Raw genomic sequence first — 15,839 nt, forward strand, 5'->3', positions numbered from 1 at the left:
GTCAGCGTTTCCCGGAAGTGGGGTTCCCGGGCTTTCCAGCCCGTCGTGAAGCGCCAGCCTCTCTTGAATCGAGATTGTCATCGGAAGGCCATCCAACCGTCCTGAAACAGATACGTTGCAGCTTGTCGATCAGGTGGCTTCGGGCAATCCGCTTTTCCCTCAGATAGGCATCGTCGACGATGCCGTGCATGCCGCTGAACAGCCATACGGCGGTAAAGCGCGCATCGTCGACCGACCATGCGGCCGCCGCGTGACCGGCTTTTAGCAGCGCTTCGAGGTGATCGGTAATAACATTGTCGACAAGTCCTTGCCGCGTCGGGGAACGGGCTTCATGGAACAGCATGTCATGAAGCTCAATGGAATCGAGATAGAAGCCCGCGCACGCCTCGGCCCATGCCGCGAGCTTTCCCGGCCAGTCCTGCTCGGATTTGGCTGCGATCGCGGCCCTGATATGCGCAAGATGCTTTGCGGCGAACCGCTCGCCAAGCGCGGCCAGCAGTTCCTGCTTGGACGCGAAATGCAGGTAAACCGTTCCCTTGGCGACGTCGGCGCCGGAGGCGACGTGGTCGACGGTTGTCAGCCCGACCCCTTGCTTGAGAAACAGGCGCTGCGCGGCGTCCATGATTTCTTCGCGCCGCACCTCGGGTGGCTTGGTTCTTGGGCGGACCTTCTGTTTCATTCGAGACGCTCCACGTTCCGCAGCGACGGAAACAGCTTCATCCATAACAGCGCCACCGCAACCGTGCCGACACCGCCCAGCACGGCCGCCGGCATCGCGCCCAGCAGCGCCGCGGTGATGCCGCTCTCGAACTGACCGAGCTGGTTGGAGGCGTTGATAAACAGAAAATTGACCGCTCCAACCCGGCCGCGCATGGCATCCGGCGTGGCCAATTGGACCAGCGACGTCCGGATCACCACGCTCACCATGTCGGCTGCGCCCATGATCGCCAGAGCCAGGATCGAGAGCCAGACCAGATGTGACAGCGCAAACGCCACCGTCGCCAGACCGAAGACGATGACCGCCTGAAACATCCGCAATCCCACCCGGCGGGTGATCGCATGGCGGGCGAGGGCGGCTGTCATCAGCAAGGCACCGACGGCCGGAGCAGCGCGCAGCACGCCGAGCCCCCACGGCCCGGTCTGCAGGATGTCATGCGCGTAAATCGGCAACAACGCGGTGGCGCCGCCGAGCAGCACCGCAAACAGATCCAGCGATATCGTGCCCAATATTGCGGGGTTATGGCGCACGAAGCTGACGCCGGCGAACAAATCGTCTGACGTCGGCAGCTCTTTTGGCAGGGGCGCGCTTTGCGGCTTGATCATTCCGTTCAGGACCCCCGCCGACAGCGAGAATATCGCCATCAGCATGTAAGGCGCGCCGGGCGCGATCGCGTAAGCCACGCCACCGAGCGCCGGGCCGCTGATTGCGGCCGCCTGAAATGCGCCGGATGAGATGGCGGTGGCTTTTTGCAGCATTCCCTCGGGCGCCACGCCGGGCAATAGCGCCGAGCCTGCCGGACCTTCGAACGCAGCGGTAATGCCGAGCAGCGTCAGTGCGCCGAAAATCTCGGGCGCGGTCAGCCATCCGGCAAAGGTGCCCCAGGCGAGACAGGATGCGATCAGCCCTTCGCAGATCTGACAGATCTGCGCGACGCGCTGGCGGTCGTAGCTGTCGGCGGCGTGGCCGGCGGCAAACATCAGAACCGCGGAGGGGATGAATTGAACCAGCCCCACCATGCCGAGCTGGAAGGCGCTGCCGGTCAGCTCGTAGATTTGCCAGCCCACCGCAACGGTGGCGATCTGGTAGGAATATTCCGAGAGGCTGCGCGCACCCAGATAAAACAGGAACGGCCGGTGGCCGAACAGAATCCCGGGCTGGTCGGATGATACGGAAGACATTTCGAAATAAATGACTGACCGTCGGTCAGTCGTCAAGATCAACGGCGCCGGGCGGTGGCTTCAGTTCTCACTTTTGGGGGTCTAGCCGCGCGACTTCAGTCGCTTGACCGGCTGGGGCGAGGCGGTGGTGGTGGCGACCGTCCGCTGCATGTTCCGGGAATTCGGATAATCGTCGTTCGATCTGCGACGCTCCTGCCAGGGTTTTACCACATTGAGCCAGAGCTCGCGGGTGCCCATGATCGAGATCGCGATGCCGAACGGAATCAGGAAATAGAGGATGCGAAACACCACCAGCGTGGCCACCAATTGCTCGCGGCCGAATTCGGGCAGCGCCACCAGCATCGCGGCGTCGAACACGCCGAGGCTGCCCGGCGCGTGACTGGCAAACCCAAGCAGCGTCGCCAGAATGAACACCACCGCCAGCGAAACGAAATCGATGTTCGGCTGCTGCGGCATCAAGAGGTACATCGCCAGCGCGCAGAAGCCGAGATCGACCACGCCGATCAGCATTTGCAGCAGTGTCAGCTTGGCTGAGGGCAGCACCACCTTCCAGCCATTCTGTCCGAGTTCGCGGCGTTCCTTGCCCATCACCAGCCAGATGAAGTAGGCGGCGATGCCGGCAAGGCAGCCGAGCGCGATCAGCCGGTTGATGGCGGGCGGCATCAGGTCCATGGCGCTGGCGGCCCATGGATGCCACGCCATGCCGATCCCGAGCACGAGCAAATTGCCCAGCCAGAACGTCAGGCCGGAGAGAAAGCAGATCTTGGCGACGTCGATCGCGTTCAGCCCATAATCCGAATAGATCCGGAAACGGATCGCGCCGCCGGTAAACACCGTGGCGCCGATGTTGTGGCCGATCGTATAGCTGGCAAAGCTCGACATGGCTGCGATGCGGTACGGCACGTGTTTCTTGCCGATGGTCCGCAGCGCAAAGAAGTCATAGAACGTCAGCGTGCAAAACGCCCCGATCACGCAAAGTGCGGCGAGCACGACGTAGTGAGGCCGCGTGTCCGTCAGTGCGGTCAGGATCACGCCGGTATCGACACCCTTGAGGGTGCGGATCAGGGTCGTGACGGCGAGGGCGATGATGAGGAGGCTCGCGGCGATTCCGAGCCGTTTCCAGCCGATCCGTTCCTTGAAGCCACGCCCCAGCGTGGTCAGCAGTCGATGCATTCATCCTCCCGGCGGGGCGGCAGCAAGTGGAAGTCTTTTTCAAAGCCATTGATGCCGAAGAGCAGCCAATCGCTCCAACACGAAGACCCATAAGGCAAAAACGGCCCGGTGTGCAGTCCTTGACAAGGCCGGCTTCGGTGTTCGGCAGGGCAGGCTGTCATATGCCGTACATATGCCCCGTCATCACCAGATTCGAGCCTTGAAGTTCCAGCGTCGGTACCTAAGCCGGCCATTCCGGCTCCGGCGATAAATCCTTGTTCCATCACGGCGTTTTTGTAAACGCCAGGAACATCCGAGCAGGCGGCCGGTTAGCGCAGGACCAGCAATCGAGCATATCGGCGTTTCCAGAACAGATGAAGCGGCTGCGCTGTTGTGTTCGCTCAACAAACAAGGACCTCGCGATGGGACTCTTTACCAAAGACATCAAAACCATGAACGATCTGTTCGTGCACCAGCTGCAGGATATCTACTATGCCGAAAAGCAGCTTGTGAAAGCGCTGCCGAAAATGGCCGAAAAAGCCACCGACAAGCAGCTCAAACAGGGTTTTCTGACCCATCTCGATGAAACCAAAACGCACGTGCAGCGCCTCGAACAGGTGTTCCAGATGCTTGGCACCGAGGTCAAGGCGGTAAATTGCCCGGCAATTGACGGCATTATTAAGGAAGCCGACGAGGTCGCGGGCGAAGTCGAGGACAAATCGGTGCTGGATGCGGCGCTGATCAATGCAGCCCAGGCTGCGGAGCACTACGAGATCGTGCGCTATGGCAGCCTGATCGCGTGGGCAAAGCAGCTTGGCCGCAACGATTGTGCCAGTGTCCTGCAGAAGACTCTCGATGAGGAAAAGGCGACCGACAAGAAGCTGACGACGCTGGCCGAGGGCAGAGTCAATCTCAAGGCTGCAAGCTGATTGTTGTCTGAGATGAGGCAAAACGCCGCGCCGGGAAATTTCCTGCGCGGCGTTTGGCGTTTTGGCAGGGGTGGCAAGCAAGGGTAGATCGCAGGCCGCTTGAATTATTAATTCGTGTCGTTCCGCGACAATAGGTGCCGGAATTGGCCCAAGACCATGTACAAGACCTGCTCATCGAGAGTCAGGAAAGTTGATGGAGGAAGTTTGCCGCGTCGGCGCGGGTATCGTGACGTTCCAGGCCGAGGCCTTATCTTGTCCGATCGGCGCAACGCCCAAGCGGATCAACTGGCGCTACGCGTTCGCGGTGGGAAGCTATCACCTGATTGCATTGCTGGCGTTCTATCCATGGTTTTTCAGCAGGACCGGCGTCGCGCTTGCGGTGGCCGGGGTCTATGTCTTCGGCGCCGCCGGAATCAACCTTTGTTACCATCGGCTGCTCAGCCACCGCAGTTTTAGCTGCCCGCTGTGGCTCGAACACACCTTTGCGATTATCGCGGTCTGCTGCCTCGAGGATACGCCGGCCCGATGGGTGGCCACGCATCGCCTGCACCATCACCGCGCCGATGACCGGGCCGATCCGCACAGTCCGCTGGTCAATTTGTTCTGGTCGTATATCGGCTGGCTGTTTGTCGAGAATACCGACCTGTGCCGGGGAGTGGCGTATGATCGCTACGCCCGCGACATCATCCGCGATAGATTCTATCGGTGGATTGAGCGCAACGTCGTGTGGATTACGCTCGCGCAGTCGGTTGTGTATTTCGCCGCGGGTTTCTTGATCGAGCGATCCCTGGGCGGAACGATGCACGCGGCGCTGCAATTCGGCGCCAGCGTGTGGCTCTGGGGAGTCATCATCAGAACCGTTCTGGTTTGGCATGTCACCTGGTGCGGCAATTCCTTTCCGCACATGTTCGGCTATCGCAATTATGAGACCAACGACAACAGCCGCAACAACGCGCTGGTGGCCATCATCACCAGCGGCGAAGGATGGCACAATAATCACCACGCCGAGCCCGGTTCGGCCTCCAACCAGCGGCACTGGTGGGAGATTGATCTGACCTATTTGCTGCTGCAAGTGCTGGTCCAATTCGGCCTGGCCTGGGATGTCCAATTGCCGAAGCGCGCCCTTTCGCCGGGCATTTGAAGCGGCTACGCGCTGTTGCGCGCCGCGTCCATTTGCGGCGCGGATGCGACAACGATGCTTCGATCGTAGCCGAAGTGTTCTCCTGAAACGGAAGCTATTGTCCCGCGTTGGCTCCTCGTAATGGAGGTGACCCATGCGAAGCACTTACTCCAAGTTCCAACCGGTTTTGGCGGCGGGCGAAATGTTGCGTTCGGACTGCAAGCCGGCGCGTTCGAGCCTTTCGACCTCGCTGACGCTTGCGGCGATGAGCCTCGGCTATGGCGTCGTTCAGCTCGACGTCACCATCGTCAACACCGCGCTCAACAGCATCGGTTCGTCGCTGGGCGGTGGAGTCGCAGAGCTGCAATGGGTGGTCAGCGCCTACACGATTGCGTTCGCCGCCTTCATTCTCACCGCGGGCGCGCTCGGCGATCGCATCGGCGCGAAACGGGTTTTCATGACGGGGTTTGCGATCTTCACGGCCGCGTCGCTCGCCTGTGCGCTTTCAACCAACGCGGTGACCCTGATCGCGGCGAGATCCGTGCAGGGACTGGGTGCAGCCATTTTGGTGCCCAACTCGCTGGCGTTGCTCAGTCACGCCTATCCGGATGACAAGCAGCGGGGCCGAGCGGTCGGCATCTGGGCGGCCGGCGCCAGCCTGGCGCTGACAGCGGGCCCTCTCGTCGGCGGCGGACTGATCGCACTGGTGGGCTGGCGGTCGATCTTTCTGGTCAATTTGCCGATCGGCCTGGCCGGCCTCTGGCTGAGCTGGCGCTATGCCAGTGAAACCACGCGATCGCCGCAGCGCGAGATCGATTTGCCGGGTCAGGTCACCGCGATCGCAGCACTCGGGTGTCTGGCCGGCGCGATCATCGAAGGCGGTGCGCTTGGGTTTGGCAATCCGTTGGTGATCGCAGGCTTTGCAGCATCGGCGGTCATGGCGATCCTGTTCGTGTTGCAGGAGCGGCGCGCGCCGCAGCCGATGCTGCCGCTGTCGCTGTTTGGCCATCGGATGTTCGCGTTGACCTCACTGGTCGGCCTGCTCGTCAACGTCGCATTCTACGGACTGATCTTCGTCTTCAGCCTGTATTTCCAGCGCGTCAACCAATGGTCGCCGTTTGCGACGGGTCTTGCATTCGTTCCGATGATGGGCGCGGTGTTGCCGGTCAACCTGCTGGCCCCGCGTCTGGCGGAGCGTATTGGTGCGCCCGCGACCATCGCGGCGGGTGCCGCGTTGGCGGCGCTTGGATGTCTTGCGCTGCTCGGGATCGCGCAAGGCACGAGCTACTGGGCGATCTGCCTGCAACTGGTCGTCATCGGCGGCGGGCTGGGCCTGCTGGTGCCGCCGCTGACCTCAACGCTGCTCGGCAGCGTCGAGAAGTCACGCTCCGGTATCGCCGCCGGCGTCCTCAACGCGACCCGGCAAACCGGCAGCGTGCTCGGCGTCGCGCTGTTCGGCTCGCTGGCCGGCCAGGCCGACGCGTTACTGCCCGGCGCGCATGAGTCGCTGGTGATCTCGGCGGCCTTGCTGCTCGCCGCCAGTGCGGTGATCTGGTGGGGCGCCTCGCAGGCGTCGTCGCGGTGATCGTATTGGAGAAGGAAAAGCTCGGCTCACGCCTTGCGCAGCGCAAAGTGCGCGCCGCAAAATGCCATCGCGGCGCCGAGACAGAGCGCGGCGAGGCCGGCGGCAACGGCTGAAATCGTCTGGATCGGGCTCGGCGCGGAGGCGGCTTCGCCCGCGCCCGCCAGCACCAGCACGCCGACCGCGATCAGGAATTGCCGCATCCGCCGCGGAATTTGCCCCGATGCCGCGCTGTGCATCAGCGTTGCGGTGAAATAGCCGCCGCAGAAACCCACCGTTGCGATCAGCCACCATGCGATGGCGGCTCCGGCCGGCATGAATTCCGGCGTATCGGATCGCCAGAGGCCGCCAAGGTCCAGGCCGAACCGCGCACCGAGCATGTGCACGGCGAGCGCCAGCAGCACGCCGGTAATCATGGCGCCAGCCAGAATCAGGTGGCGCGGAAAATAGATCGTCTCGGCCATGGCTCGCTTGTAAGATAAAGCCTGCCGGCCGCGCAAGCCGGCGCGGCGCTTCAGGCAGGCTTTGGACGGGTAATTCTTGGGAAAGGCGCAACATATGACCAGCGGTCTTCTTGCGCTGACGGTAGCTGCGCTGTTCACGGGCGCAGCTATCTACGTCAATGTCGCGGAGCAGCCGGCGCGGCTGACACTGGATGACCGCGCGCTGCTGACAGAGTGGAAGCCTTCGTACCAGCGCGGTGCGGCGATGCAGGCGTCGCTTGCGCTCGTGGGATTCGTGCTGGGCATGACAGCGTGGTGGCAGGACTCGCATGTCGGGTTCCTGATTGGCGCCATCGCGATGATCGCGCCGTGGCCGTGGACACTGCTCATCATCAAACCCGTCAATGATGCGCTGTCGGCGACCGCACTGGACCAGGCCGGGCCGACATCGCGAACGCTGGTCATCAAATGGGGTTCACTCCACGCTGTGCGGACTGCATTGGGAGCGCTGGCGTCCTTGGCGTTTCTGTGGGCGTGTCTGTCGCGCTGATGGCCACGACCGTCGATCTACCAAATCAGACCGCTGCGGCCATACGCTACGCCTACAGGTCATCGCTGATCGGCGCGGCGCACCAGTTCGAACTGACCGACCAAGGCTTGAACTGGCGCATTGCCGGTAAATCCGGCGTGTGGCCTTACGACGCAATTTCCGCCATCCGGTTGTCCTACCGTCCGGTGTCGATGCAATCGCGCCGGTTCCGCGCCGATATCGACGGCGCCGACCGCGGACGCATCGTGCTGTTGTCGACAAGCTGGCAGACCGCGACGCTGATGGCGCCGCAGGATCGCGACTATCGCGCCTTCATGGTGGAATTGCACCGGCGGATGGGGCAGGCCGGAAGCAACGCACAGCTCACCGGCGGCCTCAAGCCACGGATCTACACGGCTGCCGTCGTGATGCTGGCGCTGGTTGCGATCGCGATGGCGGGGCTGTTCCTTCGCGCGATCATGACAGGCGAATTCGCGGGCATCCTGTTTCTTGCCGGTTTCGCCGCGCTGTTTGCCTGGCAGGTCGGCGGCTTCGTCACGCGCAACCGGCCGCGGACTTACACGTCCGATCATTTACCGGCGGCGTTGCTGCCGTAACGAGGCGGCGGCTTCGCAATCAAGCGCAATGAAAGATGACGAGAGCAGGCTGTTCAATCCGGGACCGGCACGTCGAACGTGTTCAGCGTCACCGAAACCAGGCAATAGACCCCGACCAGGTATGAGAGTTCCGCTGCGCCGTGCTCGCCGAATTCCTGCACCGCGGCGCGATAGGTCAGTTCGGGCAGAACGCCGCCATTGACCAGCGCGAACGCAAAATCGAACGCGACCGCTTCCGGCCGCGAGAGGTCGGCGGGGCGTTGACCCGCGACGATCGTCGCCAGTTTCTCGTCCGACAGGCCGCGATGCTCGGCGACGATCACATGCGCATAGAGTTCGTAGGCCGACCTGAAATGGGCGCCGGTCACGAGGATCGCGACTTCTCTCACCGCCGGCGGAAGCAACGATTTCGAAGCGATCGCCTTCACCAATTCCCAGACCGGCTTGCCGAATTTTGGCTCATGGATCCATGGATTCCACGGACCGAGCAGCGCGCCGTCGTCGCGAATGCTGACGAAGCCCTGGAAACTGGTGCCGATGCCTTGCTTCATATCCTCGTAAAGCGGCTTCTGTTCGGCATTCAATTCCACAGGCGGGATGATCGGCAAGCGCATGACGAAGCCTCCATTGGGACAGGGGGCGATTGTCGAGCGCGTGCGTTGCGATGGCAAATGAATAGACGGTGACGGCGATCTTGCGCAGCGGATCTGCCGCTGCTGCACATTTTTTGATCGCAGGCTGAGTGATCAAGGTCCCGTCTTGCCTGCTCGCGAGACATCAGGCGGCTTGCAGCACTCCCCATCCAATTCCGAAACCTCGATCGTCATCGGAACTATCGGAGACACGGCCGGGTTTCTTCAGGCGAGCCGGACTACGGCGCTCACGCAGCTTGCCGATCCGTACAACCGAGCGATCGACCGCCACGCGCAACAGGCGCATCGCGAAGCGTGCAAGCCGTGCTGCAAGGCGCAGCATTTGCTGAAAGTGCTCCCTGCCGGTGGCGAGCCGGATCGCGACGGCGATTTCAAGATACATCAGCGTGTCGCCAGCGAACAGGATTGCCAGGTCGATCGGGAAGGTCTGGACAAAGGCCATCACCAGAAGGGCAATTGCAACGAATTCAAGAACACGACGGATGGTGAGCCGGTCAAGAAAATCGGCAAACTGCACAACAAGGACATCCCAGAGCGCGTCGCTGAAGGCCAACGGTATTTCGTACGACCACTTCCGCCACCAATTCTTCACCGTACCCCTCCGTCGATTGGATCCGGTCTGTCAGTGCCGCACCACGAGCACCGAGCACTTGGCGTAGCGCACCACATGGCCGGCATTGGAGCCGAGAAAATAGGTCCGCATCGCCGGCCGGTGCGATGTCATGACGATCAGGTCGGCCTTGATGGCGGCGGCTTCCTCCAGAATTTCGTGATAGATGCCGCCCTGACGTACCACGCTGGAAACCCTGCTGGCATCGATGCCGGATTCGCGGGCCACGATGACAAGCGCTTCTTCGGAGGTCTGGCGCTGCTGGCTGTCGAAATCGGCGGGCACATATTCCGCCAGCATCACCGGCGTCATCGGCAGCACGTTCAACAGACGTACCGTGCCGCTCCAGGTCTGCGATAGCGTCGCCGCCGTCGCGATCGCGGGTTTTGCCAGATCTGTGTCAGCCAGATCGATCGGCACGAGGATGGAATTGAACATCTTCGCCTCCCTGTCGGTCATTAAGCCCTGAGCCCTTTCAGTTCTGCTTGAATCAGAACAGAGGCTTTCTCATCTTTGTTTTGCCACGTCTTTTTACGCCAACCGCCACCCAATCCGCTCCAAACGCCACAGCATACCGCGAAAGTCCGGCGCGGCTACCTCAATCGTCCAAAATCTGGTTCAGCAGTTTGGGGCTGACAAATTGCACCAGCCGTCCGCGGCGGAATGACACATCGTTCCAGTCCTTGACCGCGAAGTCGAAAATGGCGAGGCCCGACGTCGGCAGGTTGTGGGCGAGGGCTTTGCGTCCGGCGGCGTCGCCGCTGTCGACCAGCGCCAGCGCCAGTTCGTGCATTCCGGGATTGTGCCCGACTACCATCAGCCGTTGCGGGTTGTGCGCGGATGCCTCGCGGATGGTTTGCAGCAGTTGCGCAGGGTCGGCGCCATAGAGTTCCGGCAGCAGTTCCACCTGCGGCGGCGGAGCTGCGTCTTTCATCGTTGCCCAGACAATCTCCCAGGTCTGGTGGGCCCGCACCGCGGGTGAAACCAGCACGGAATCGGGAAACGGCGGATGGATCGCGATCCAGCCGCCGATCTCGGCTGCATTCTTGCGGCCGCGGTCGTCGAGGCGGCGGTCCCGATCGCGGCCGCTGGGTGCGTCGTTCTCGGTCTTGGCGTGACGCAGCAGCATCAAACGGCGCATGGCGCAATCTCGATTCGTTCAAAGTCTTGCGGATTAATGTACAAGCCGAAGCTTAGGGCAAGGTGACAAGTGCCCGATCCGTCCGTAAGAAAACCATTATGAGCGAAACGTTTCCCAGCGCCACCACCCGGCCCGATTCCGCGGTCATGCGCGAGCGCCAGCGCCTGGCGTTCGATCTGGATGTCGACATTTGCGTCATCGGCGCCGGGCTCGCCGGCCTGACGGTCGCGTTGGAGGCTGCGCGCCTCGGCGCGAGCGTTGCCGTGCTCGAAGGCCGGCATGTCGGCTGGAACGCATCTGGCCATCAGCTCGGCACGGTGATGCCGGGCTACGGCCTTCCGATCAGCGATCTGATCGCACGCGTCGGCTTCGAGGACGCCCGCGAGCTCTGGTCGTTGTCCAGGCAAGGCGCCGATTGCGTGCGCGCCAACGCCACCGAGGATCTGATTCCGGGTATCGCCTTGAGCGAGGGCGCGCTCGAGGTTTCCAACGTCGACGTCGGCGATCAATTGATCAGTCGGCTCCAGATGTTGAGCGAAGATTTTGAGACTGAAGTGGAGGGCTGGCAGGTCGAGCGCGTGCGCGACGAGCTTAAGACCGGGCGCTACTTCCACGGCATGTATTATCCGAAGGCGTTTCAGATCGACGGCGGCAAATATGTCCACGGTCTGGCTGATCTGGCGAGGCGGGCGGGCGCGCGAATCTTCGAGGACACGCCGGTCGTCAGCATCGATCCGTCAGGCATTCGCAAACGCATCGTCACGCCATCGGCGCGGTTGCGCGCGTCTCACATCGTGCTCGCCGGCAACGTCCATCTCGGCGCGCCGCTCAAGCGGCTGTCGGAAACGCTGCTGCCGGTTTGGCGTTACGCCGCGGTGACCGCGCCGCTCGGCGAACGCCTCGCCGAAGCGATCAGGTTTCAGGGCTCGGTGACGGACAGTGACGGCGTCGATCACTTCCGGATCGTGGACGGCGACCGCCTGATGTGGGCTTCGCCGGAAACCACCTGGGCGGCGCGGCCGCAGCGTTTCGCCGGTGCCATTGCGCGGCGGATCCGCACGATTTTTCCCCAGCTCGGCAACGTCGAAATTGCTGACGTCTTCAGCGGCGCCGTGGGGCAGACCGTGCACGGCATGCCGCAGATCGGCCAGTTGCGCCGGGGCCTGTGGGTTAGCAGCGGCTTCGGCCGCCAGGGCTTGAACACCTCGGCCATCGCCGGCCAGCTGATTGCGCGCAGCATTCTCTGGGGCGACGACCGCTGGCGGCTGTTCTCACCATTCGAACTGGTATGGGCCGGCGGCCCAACCGGCCGGGTCGCCGGACAACTCGTCGGCATGTGGGGGCGGGGAAGTTCGGCCGCGGCCGGCGCTTTGGCCCGCTATCGGGAACGGGCGCGGGCCCAGGAACGGATTCGCGAAGCGCGCCGGCTCGAGGCCAATCGCCAGGCCGGAACGAGGCCGCAACTGCGCCGTCCGCCGCCGGGCCGCCCGCGTCCGGAGCGGCCCCCGCCGCCTGCGGCGGTGGATTCCAGCGAAGGCGAGGGCGTTTAATCCGCTGTTTCTGAGCCTGTCCCGCCTGCGGGTTAAGGGGGAGAAGCGTTCGCGCAAGGGGCGGGGCTCGCAACAAAGTGAGGAAGTTCCAGCCCATCGGGTGTAACTTCCGCCTTCTGGCACCGTATCTCACGGCGAAGGTAGCTTATTTCGCTTAAGCACGGAGACCATCATGATCGATCGCCGCATTCTGCTTGCATCTGTCGCCAGCCTGTTCGGCCTCGCCGCGTTCCGTTGGCTGCGTGTCACACCGGCGCGTGCCGCGGAGAAATTCGAGGTCGAAAAGACCGACGCGGAATGGCGTGCGCAGCTGACGCCGCAGCAATATGAAATCCTGCGCCAGGAAGGCACCGAGCGTCCGGGATCGAGCCCGCTTCTGAAGGAGCATCGCAAGGGCATCTTCGCCTGCGCCGGATGCGACCTGCCGCTGTTCTCCTCGGAGACCAAGTTCGAAAGCGGTACCGGCTGGCCGAGTTTCTATCAGCCGCTGGAGAACGCCGTCGGCGAGCACAAGGACCGGACCTTCGGCATGCTGCGGACGGAAATTCACTGTCGCCGTTGCGGCGGTCATCTCGGCCACGTGTTCGATGACGGGCCGAAGCCGACCGGCCTGCGCTACTGCATGGACGGCTTTGCGCTCCAGTTTCATCCGGCCGCGCCGTCGTCGACCTGAGGTCGATCTGATCGGTTCTTGACGCGTTTTCCCGACACGTTTTCTTGCCGCGAACCGGTCATCCGCCCGCATCACATGCGGCGCAGGATTTTCCCGAAAACGCTCAATAAGCCCGGCAATTGTTGCCTGCCCGGCAATTGTGCCCCGGTCCCTGGACCGGGGCATTTCTATTTAAGTAGCTGATATAGCGCATTTTTTATTTTGGCATAGCGCTTGCGATGTCTCCTTCGATGACGGCCATGCGCGGCGCTGCCGGTGGGTCGCACGGATCGAATGTGGAGACAATGTTATGGGTATCTTCGACGCACTTAATACCGCGGTTGGCGGTCTGCAATCTCAATCTTTCGCCTTGCAGAACATTTCAGGCAACATCGCGAACGCCTCGACGGTCGGCTACAAAGGCGTCAATACCACGTTCGAGGATCTGATTGCCGACGCATCGTCGCCGAGCGGGCAAGTCGCGGGCGGCGTCGCTGCCTATGCGCAACAGACGATCACGACCGCAGGCACTGTCTCGGCATCGACCGTTGCGACCAATATGGCGATCAACGGCGACGGCTTCTTCTCGGTGCAGAACGCCACCGGCACGGTCGATGGCCAGCCGGTCTTCAGCGGTGTCACCGACTATACCCGCGCCGGCGATTTTCAGGTCAACGCCAACGGCTATCTCGTCAACGGCGCCGGATATTATCTGATGGGCGTCACAGTCGATCCAAAAACAGGAAACCCGCTCGGCAGCGTTCCGCAGGTTCTCCAATTTCAGAACAACTTCGTGCCGGCGCAGGCGACCAGCGCGCTTCAATACGCCGCCAACCTTCCGACCAAGCCTGCGACGACGGCGAGCACGACCGCACCCGCCGGATCGGTGACGGCCGCGGGAGGCCTCAGCCCCGGCGACTTCGGTCAGAATCCAATGATCCTGGGCACGCCCGCCACGCCTTTCGGCAACAGTTCGGTCACCGGTTCTCCCGCAGCGTCAACGGCGGGACCGATCAGCACCGGAACGTTGCTTTCCAGCAAGGCGGTGGGCAGCACGAGCGGAACTGCCGTCGACGACCAGACCACGTCTCCCGTGCCGATCACGGGCACGACGCTATTGGCCGGCGGCCCGGGCACGGCCTCACTGACCAACGCTTTTGCCAACGGCGACACCATCACCGTCGGCACCAAGACGATCACCTTCAGCACCACGGCGGCCACCAGCACCGACGCCAATGGCGGCGTCATCAACCTGGGCACTGGAACGGTCAACGACGTCCTCAAGGCGATCGACGAGATTTCGACCACTGGGACCGCGTCGACCGTCAGCGGCGGCAAGGTCACGTTGAACGATAGTGCTGGCGATATAACGGTCACGAGTTCGAACACGGCGGCTTTCACGGCGCTCGGCTTCAGCGGCGGCACCGTCACCACCACGGCCGGAACTGCCACCGGAACCCTCGTCAACAACCAGACCACGACTCCCGTCCCGGTCTCGGGCACGACGCTGTTGTCCGGCGTCGCTGGCGCGTACTCGCTGTCCTCCGGTTTTGCGGCCAACGACACCATCACCGTCAACGGCAAGACGATCACCTTCAGCACCACTGCGGCCACCAGCACCAGCGCCAGTGGCGGCGTCATCAACCTGGGCACTGGAACGGTGCAGGACGTCCTCACGGCGATCGACGAGATCTCGGGCACGACGACCCCGTCGACCATCAGCGCCAGCGGCGTGATCACGCTCAATGATAATGCCGGCAGCCTGTCGATCACGAGCTCGAATTCGTCTGCTCTCGGCGCGCTTGGCTTCAGCGCCAGCACCATCACCACGCCAAGCGCGCTGTCGGCCAGCTTTTCGGCCGGCGACACCGTCACGGTCGATGGAAAGACGATCTCATTCTATGACCCCACCAGCACCACGGGCCCCACCAGTGCGGGCAGCGCGACCAATACCACCTACCTCAATCTGGCGACCGCAACGGTCGGCACCCTCTTGACCACCATCGACTCCCTCACCGGCGCCTCGGTTCACGCGAGCATCAGCGCCACCGGTGCGATCACGCTAAATACCGGTACGGCGGCCGATCTCAGCGTTTCCAGCACCAACACATCGGCGTTCGGCGCACTTGGTTTCACAGACCCCATGACGGCAGCCCGCACCGGCGGCGGCACAGCCGGCACCGGCGTCGTCATCGGCAACGACCTCACAGCTTTCACCAATGAAAGCATCAGCGGCGGTGCGGTAACCGCTTACAACTCGGCGGGAACGCCGGTTAACCTGCAAGTGCGATGGGCCCTGACCTCCACTGCGGGCGGTCAAGACACCTGGAATATGTTTTATCAAACGGATACCAGCGCGACCGGCTCGCAGGTCGCATGGGTCAATGCCGGCACGAACTTCGTCTTCAATGCCAACGGGTCCCTGTCGAGTCCATCTGGTTCGGCCATCACCATTCCCGGCGTGACCGTGAACAACCAATCGCTCGGCAATCTGACGTTGAACGTCGGAGAAGGTGCTTTGACGCAATACGCCAGCACCAGCGGCTCTGCGACCGTCAACACCTTTACCCAGAACGGCTATGCCGCCGGCCAGCTTCAGTCGGTCGCCATCAACAACAACGGCCTCGTGGTCGGAACCTTCTCCAACGGGCAGGACCTCGATCTGGCTTCCATCACGCTGTCGCATTTCAACGGCACCAATTACCTGCAGGCCCTCAGCGGCGAAGCGTATGCCGTGACGGCGCAGTCCGGGCCGGCGATCGCCGGCGCGTCAGGTACGATCAGCGGTTCGTCGCTTGAGGGATCGAACACCGACATTGCCGACGAATTCACCAAGCTGATCGTGACCCAGCAGGCCTATTCGGCAAATACCAAGGTGATCACCACGGCCAACGACATGATTCAGAGCTTGTTGAGCGTGCTGCGCTGATCGGTGCCGGTGAACTTTTCGTGTGATGTGACT

At 62.6% G+C, this 15,839-nt stretch carries 16 protein-coding genes; 8 read left to right on the forward strand and 8 right to left on the reverse strand.

Annotated features, from left to right (window positions below; genetic code table 11):
* Position 1: 1 nt before the first annotated feature.
* The 3 genes from BLV09_RS00870 to BLV09_RS00880 all read right to left on the reverse strand — a co-directional run bounded on the left by BLV09_RS00870 (position 2) and on the right by BLV09_RS00880 (position 3,072).
* Positions 2–679 carry a TetR/AcrR family transcriptional regulator gene (locus BLV09_RS00870; RefSeq protein ID WP_244548937.1) on the reverse strand — a complete coding sequence of 226 codons (678 nt, stop codon included), beginning with the start codon at positions 677–679 and terminating at the stop codon, positions 2–4.
* The gene (locus tag BLV09_RS00875) at positions 676–1,899 is read right to left on the reverse strand and encodes an MFS transporter (protein WP_146685993.1); all 1,224 of its coding nucleotides are present in this window, start codon (positions 1,897–1,899) and stop codon (positions 676–678) included. The genes BLV09_RS00870 and BLV09_RS00875 overlap by 4 nt, the downstream gene beginning before the upstream one ends.
* 81 nt (positions 1,900–1,980) lie before the next feature.
* Positions 1,981–3,072, reverse strand: a complete 1,092-nt coding sequence (locus BLV09_RS00880) for a lysylphosphatidylglycerol synthase transmembrane domain-containing protein (RefSeq protein WP_146685994.1) — start codon at positions 3,070–3,072, stop codon at positions 1,981–1,983.
* A 401-nt stretch (positions 3,073–3,473) separates the two neighbouring features.
* On the opposite strand from BLV09_RS00880, the gene BLV09_RS00885 reads away from it, so the two are divergent.
* The 3 genes from BLV09_RS00885 to BLV09_RS00895 all read left to right on the forward strand — a co-directional run bounded on the left by BLV09_RS00885 (position 3,474) and on the right by BLV09_RS00895 (position 6,685).
* Positions 3,474–3,980, forward strand: a complete 507-nt coding sequence (locus tag BLV09_RS00885) for a ferritin-like domain-containing protein (protein ID WP_100386998.1) — start codon at positions 3,474–3,476, stop codon at positions 3,978–3,980.
* Between the two features lie 193 nt (positions 3,981–4,173).
* A complete protein-coding gene (locus tag BLV09_RS00890) occupies positions 4,174–5,121 on the forward strand; it encodes an acyl-CoA desaturase (protein WP_146685995.1) in 948 nt (315 codons plus the stop codon).
* A gap of 181 nt (positions 5,122–5,302) precedes the next feature.
* Positions 5,303–6,685, forward strand: a complete 1,383-nt coding sequence (locus BLV09_RS00895) for an MFS transporter (RefSeq protein WP_244549241.1) — start codon at positions 5,303–5,305, stop codon at positions 6,683–6,685.
* 26 nt (positions 6,686–6,711) lie between these two features.
* Here the strand turns inward: BLV09_RS00895 and BLV09_RS00900 are convergent, their stop codons facing one another.
* Complete coding sequence (locus BLV09_RS00900) at positions 6,712–7,146, reverse strand: hypothetical protein (RefSeq protein WP_146685997.1); 435 nt, start codon at positions 7,144–7,146, stop codon at positions 6,712–6,714.
* 94 nt (positions 7,147–7,240) lie between these two features.
* Here BLV09_RS00900 and BLV09_RS00905 point away from each other — a divergent pair, with 94 nt between their 5' ends.
* A complete protein-coding gene (locus BLV09_RS00905; protein ID WP_146685998.1) occupies positions 7,241–7,675 on the forward strand; it encodes a DUF1772 domain-containing protein in 435 nt (144 codons plus the stop codon).
* Positions 7,675–8,271, forward strand: a complete 597-nt coding sequence (locus BLV09_RS00910; RefSeq protein ID WP_146690939.1) for a hypothetical protein — start codon at positions 7,675–7,677, stop codon at positions 8,269–8,271. The genes BLV09_RS00905 and BLV09_RS00910 overlap by 1 nt, the downstream gene beginning before the upstream one ends.
* Before the next feature lie 53 nt (positions 8,272–8,324).
* On the opposite strand, the gene BLV09_RS00915 is transcribed toward BLV09_RS00910, so the two are convergent.
* The 4 genes from BLV09_RS00915 to BLV09_RS00930 form a co-directional block, all read right to left on the reverse strand.
* Entirely contained in the window at positions 8,325–8,885 is a 561-nt protein-coding gene (locus BLV09_RS00915) for a carboxymuconolactone decarboxylase family protein (RefSeq protein ID WP_146685999.1), read from the reverse strand.
* A gap of 163 nt (positions 8,886–9,048) precedes the next feature.
* Complete coding sequence (locus BLV09_RS00920) at positions 9,049–9,516, reverse strand: hypothetical protein (protein WP_146686000.1); 468 nt, start codon at positions 9,514–9,516, stop codon at positions 9,049–9,051.
* 30 nt (positions 9,517–9,546) lie between these two features.
* Positions 9,547–9,972, reverse strand: coding sequence for a universal stress protein (locus BLV09_RS00925; RefSeq protein ID WP_100386996.1), 426 nt, complete (start codon positions 9,970–9,972; stop codon positions 9,547–9,549).
* A 160-nt stretch (positions 9,973–10,132) separates the two neighbouring features.
* On the reverse strand, positions 10,133–10,675 hold the full coding sequence (locus tag BLV09_RS00930) for a SixA phosphatase family protein (RefSeq protein ID WP_146686001.1): 543 nt from the start codon (positions 10,673–10,675) through the stop codon (positions 10,133–10,135).
* Positions 10,676–10,773: 98 nt separating this feature from the next.
* On the opposite strand from BLV09_RS00930, the gene BLV09_RS00935 reads away from it, so the two are divergent.
* The 3 genes from BLV09_RS00935 (at position 10,774) to BLV09_RS00945 (ending at position 15,806) form a co-directional block, all read left to right on the forward strand.
* The gene (locus BLV09_RS00935) at positions 10,774–12,225 is read left to right on the forward strand and encodes an NAD(P)/FAD-dependent oxidoreductase (RefSeq protein ID WP_146686002.1); all 1,452 of its coding nucleotides are present in this window, start codon (positions 10,774–10,776) and stop codon (positions 12,223–12,225) included.
* Between the two features lie 172 nt (positions 12,226–12,397).
* Positions 12,398–12,898, forward strand: a complete 501-nt coding sequence (msrB, locus tag BLV09_RS00940; RefSeq protein WP_100382807.1) for a peptide-methionine (R)-S-oxide reductase MsrB — start codon at positions 12,398–12,400, stop codon at positions 12,896–12,898.
* A 289-nt stretch (positions 12,899–13,187) separates the two neighbouring features.
* Positions 13,188–15,806, forward strand: a complete 2,619-nt coding sequence (locus BLV09_RS00945) for a flagellar hook-basal body complex protein (RefSeq protein ID WP_146686003.1) — start codon at positions 13,188–13,190, stop codon at positions 15,804–15,806.
* The last annotated feature ends 33 nt before the right edge of the window (positions 15,807–15,839 follow it).

The organism is Bradyrhizobium canariense (assembly GCF_900105125.1).
Classification (GTDB): domain Bacteria; phylum Pseudomonadota; class Alphaproteobacteria; order Rhizobiales; family Xanthobacteraceae; genus Bradyrhizobium; species Bradyrhizobium canariense_A.

What these genes read in the sequence shown, in the direction of transcription:
- BLV09_RS00870 (WP_244548937.1), bottom strand. Translation starts at nt 679, where the DNA reads ATGAAACAGAAGGTCCGCCCAAGAACCAAGCCACCCGAGGTGCGGCGC.
- BLV09_RS00875 (WP_146685993.1), bottom strand. Translation starts at nt 1,899, where the DNA reads ATGTCTTCCGTATCATCCGACCAGCCCGGGATTCTGTTCGGCCACCGG.
- BLV09_RS00880 (WP_146685994.1), bottom strand. Translation starts at nt 3,072, where the DNA reads ATGCATCGACTGCTGACCACGCTGGGGCGTGGCTTCAAGGAACGGATC.
- BLV09_RS00885 (WP_100386998.1), top strand. Translation starts at nt 3,474, where the DNA reads ATGGGACTCTTTACCAAAGACATCAAAACCATGAACGATCTGTTCGTG.
- BLV09_RS00890 (WP_146685995.1), top strand. Translation starts at nt 4,174, where the DNA reads ATGGAGGAAGTTTGCCGCGTCGGCGCGGGTATCGTGACGTTCCAGGCC.
- BLV09_RS00895 (WP_244549241.1), top strand. Translation starts at nt 5,303, where the DNA reads ATGTTGCGTTCGGACTGCAAGCCGGCGCGTTCGAGCCTTTCGACCTCG.
- BLV09_RS00900 (WP_146685997.1), bottom strand. Translation starts at nt 7,146, where the DNA reads ATGGCCGAGACGATCTATTTTCCGCGCCACCTGATTCTGGCTGGCGCC.
- BLV09_RS00905 (WP_146685998.1), top strand. Translation starts at nt 7,241, where the DNA reads ATGACCAGCGGTCTTCTTGCGCTGACGGTAGCTGCGCTGTTCACGGGC.
- BLV09_RS00910 (WP_146690939.1), top strand. Translation starts at nt 7,675, where the DNA reads ATGGCCACGACCGTCGATCTACCAAATCAGACCGCTGCGGCCATACGC.
- BLV09_RS00915 (WP_146685999.1), bottom strand. Translation starts at nt 8,885, where the DNA reads ATGCGCTTGCCGATCATCCCGCCTGTGGAATTGAATGCCGAACAGAAG.
- BLV09_RS00925 (WP_100386996.1), bottom strand. Translation starts at nt 9,972, where the DNA reads ATGTTCAATTCCATCCTCGTGCCGATCGATCTGGCTGACACAGATCTG.
- BLV09_RS00930 (WP_146686001.1), bottom strand. Translation starts at nt 10,675, where the DNA reads ATGCGCCGTTTGATGCTGCTGCGTCACGCCAAGACCGAGAACGACGCA.
- BLV09_RS00935 (WP_146686002.1), top strand. Translation starts at nt 10,774, where the DNA reads ATGAGCGAAACGTTTCCCAGCGCCACCACCCGGCCCGATTCCGCGGTC.
- msrB (WP_100382807.1), top strand. Translation starts at nt 12,398, where the DNA reads ATGATCGATCGCCGCATTCTGCTTGCATCTGTCGCCAGCCTGTTCGGC.
- BLV09_RS00945 (WP_146686003.1), top strand. Translation starts at nt 13,188, where the DNA reads ATGGGTATCTTCGACGCACTTAATACCGCGGTTGGCGGTCTGCAATCT.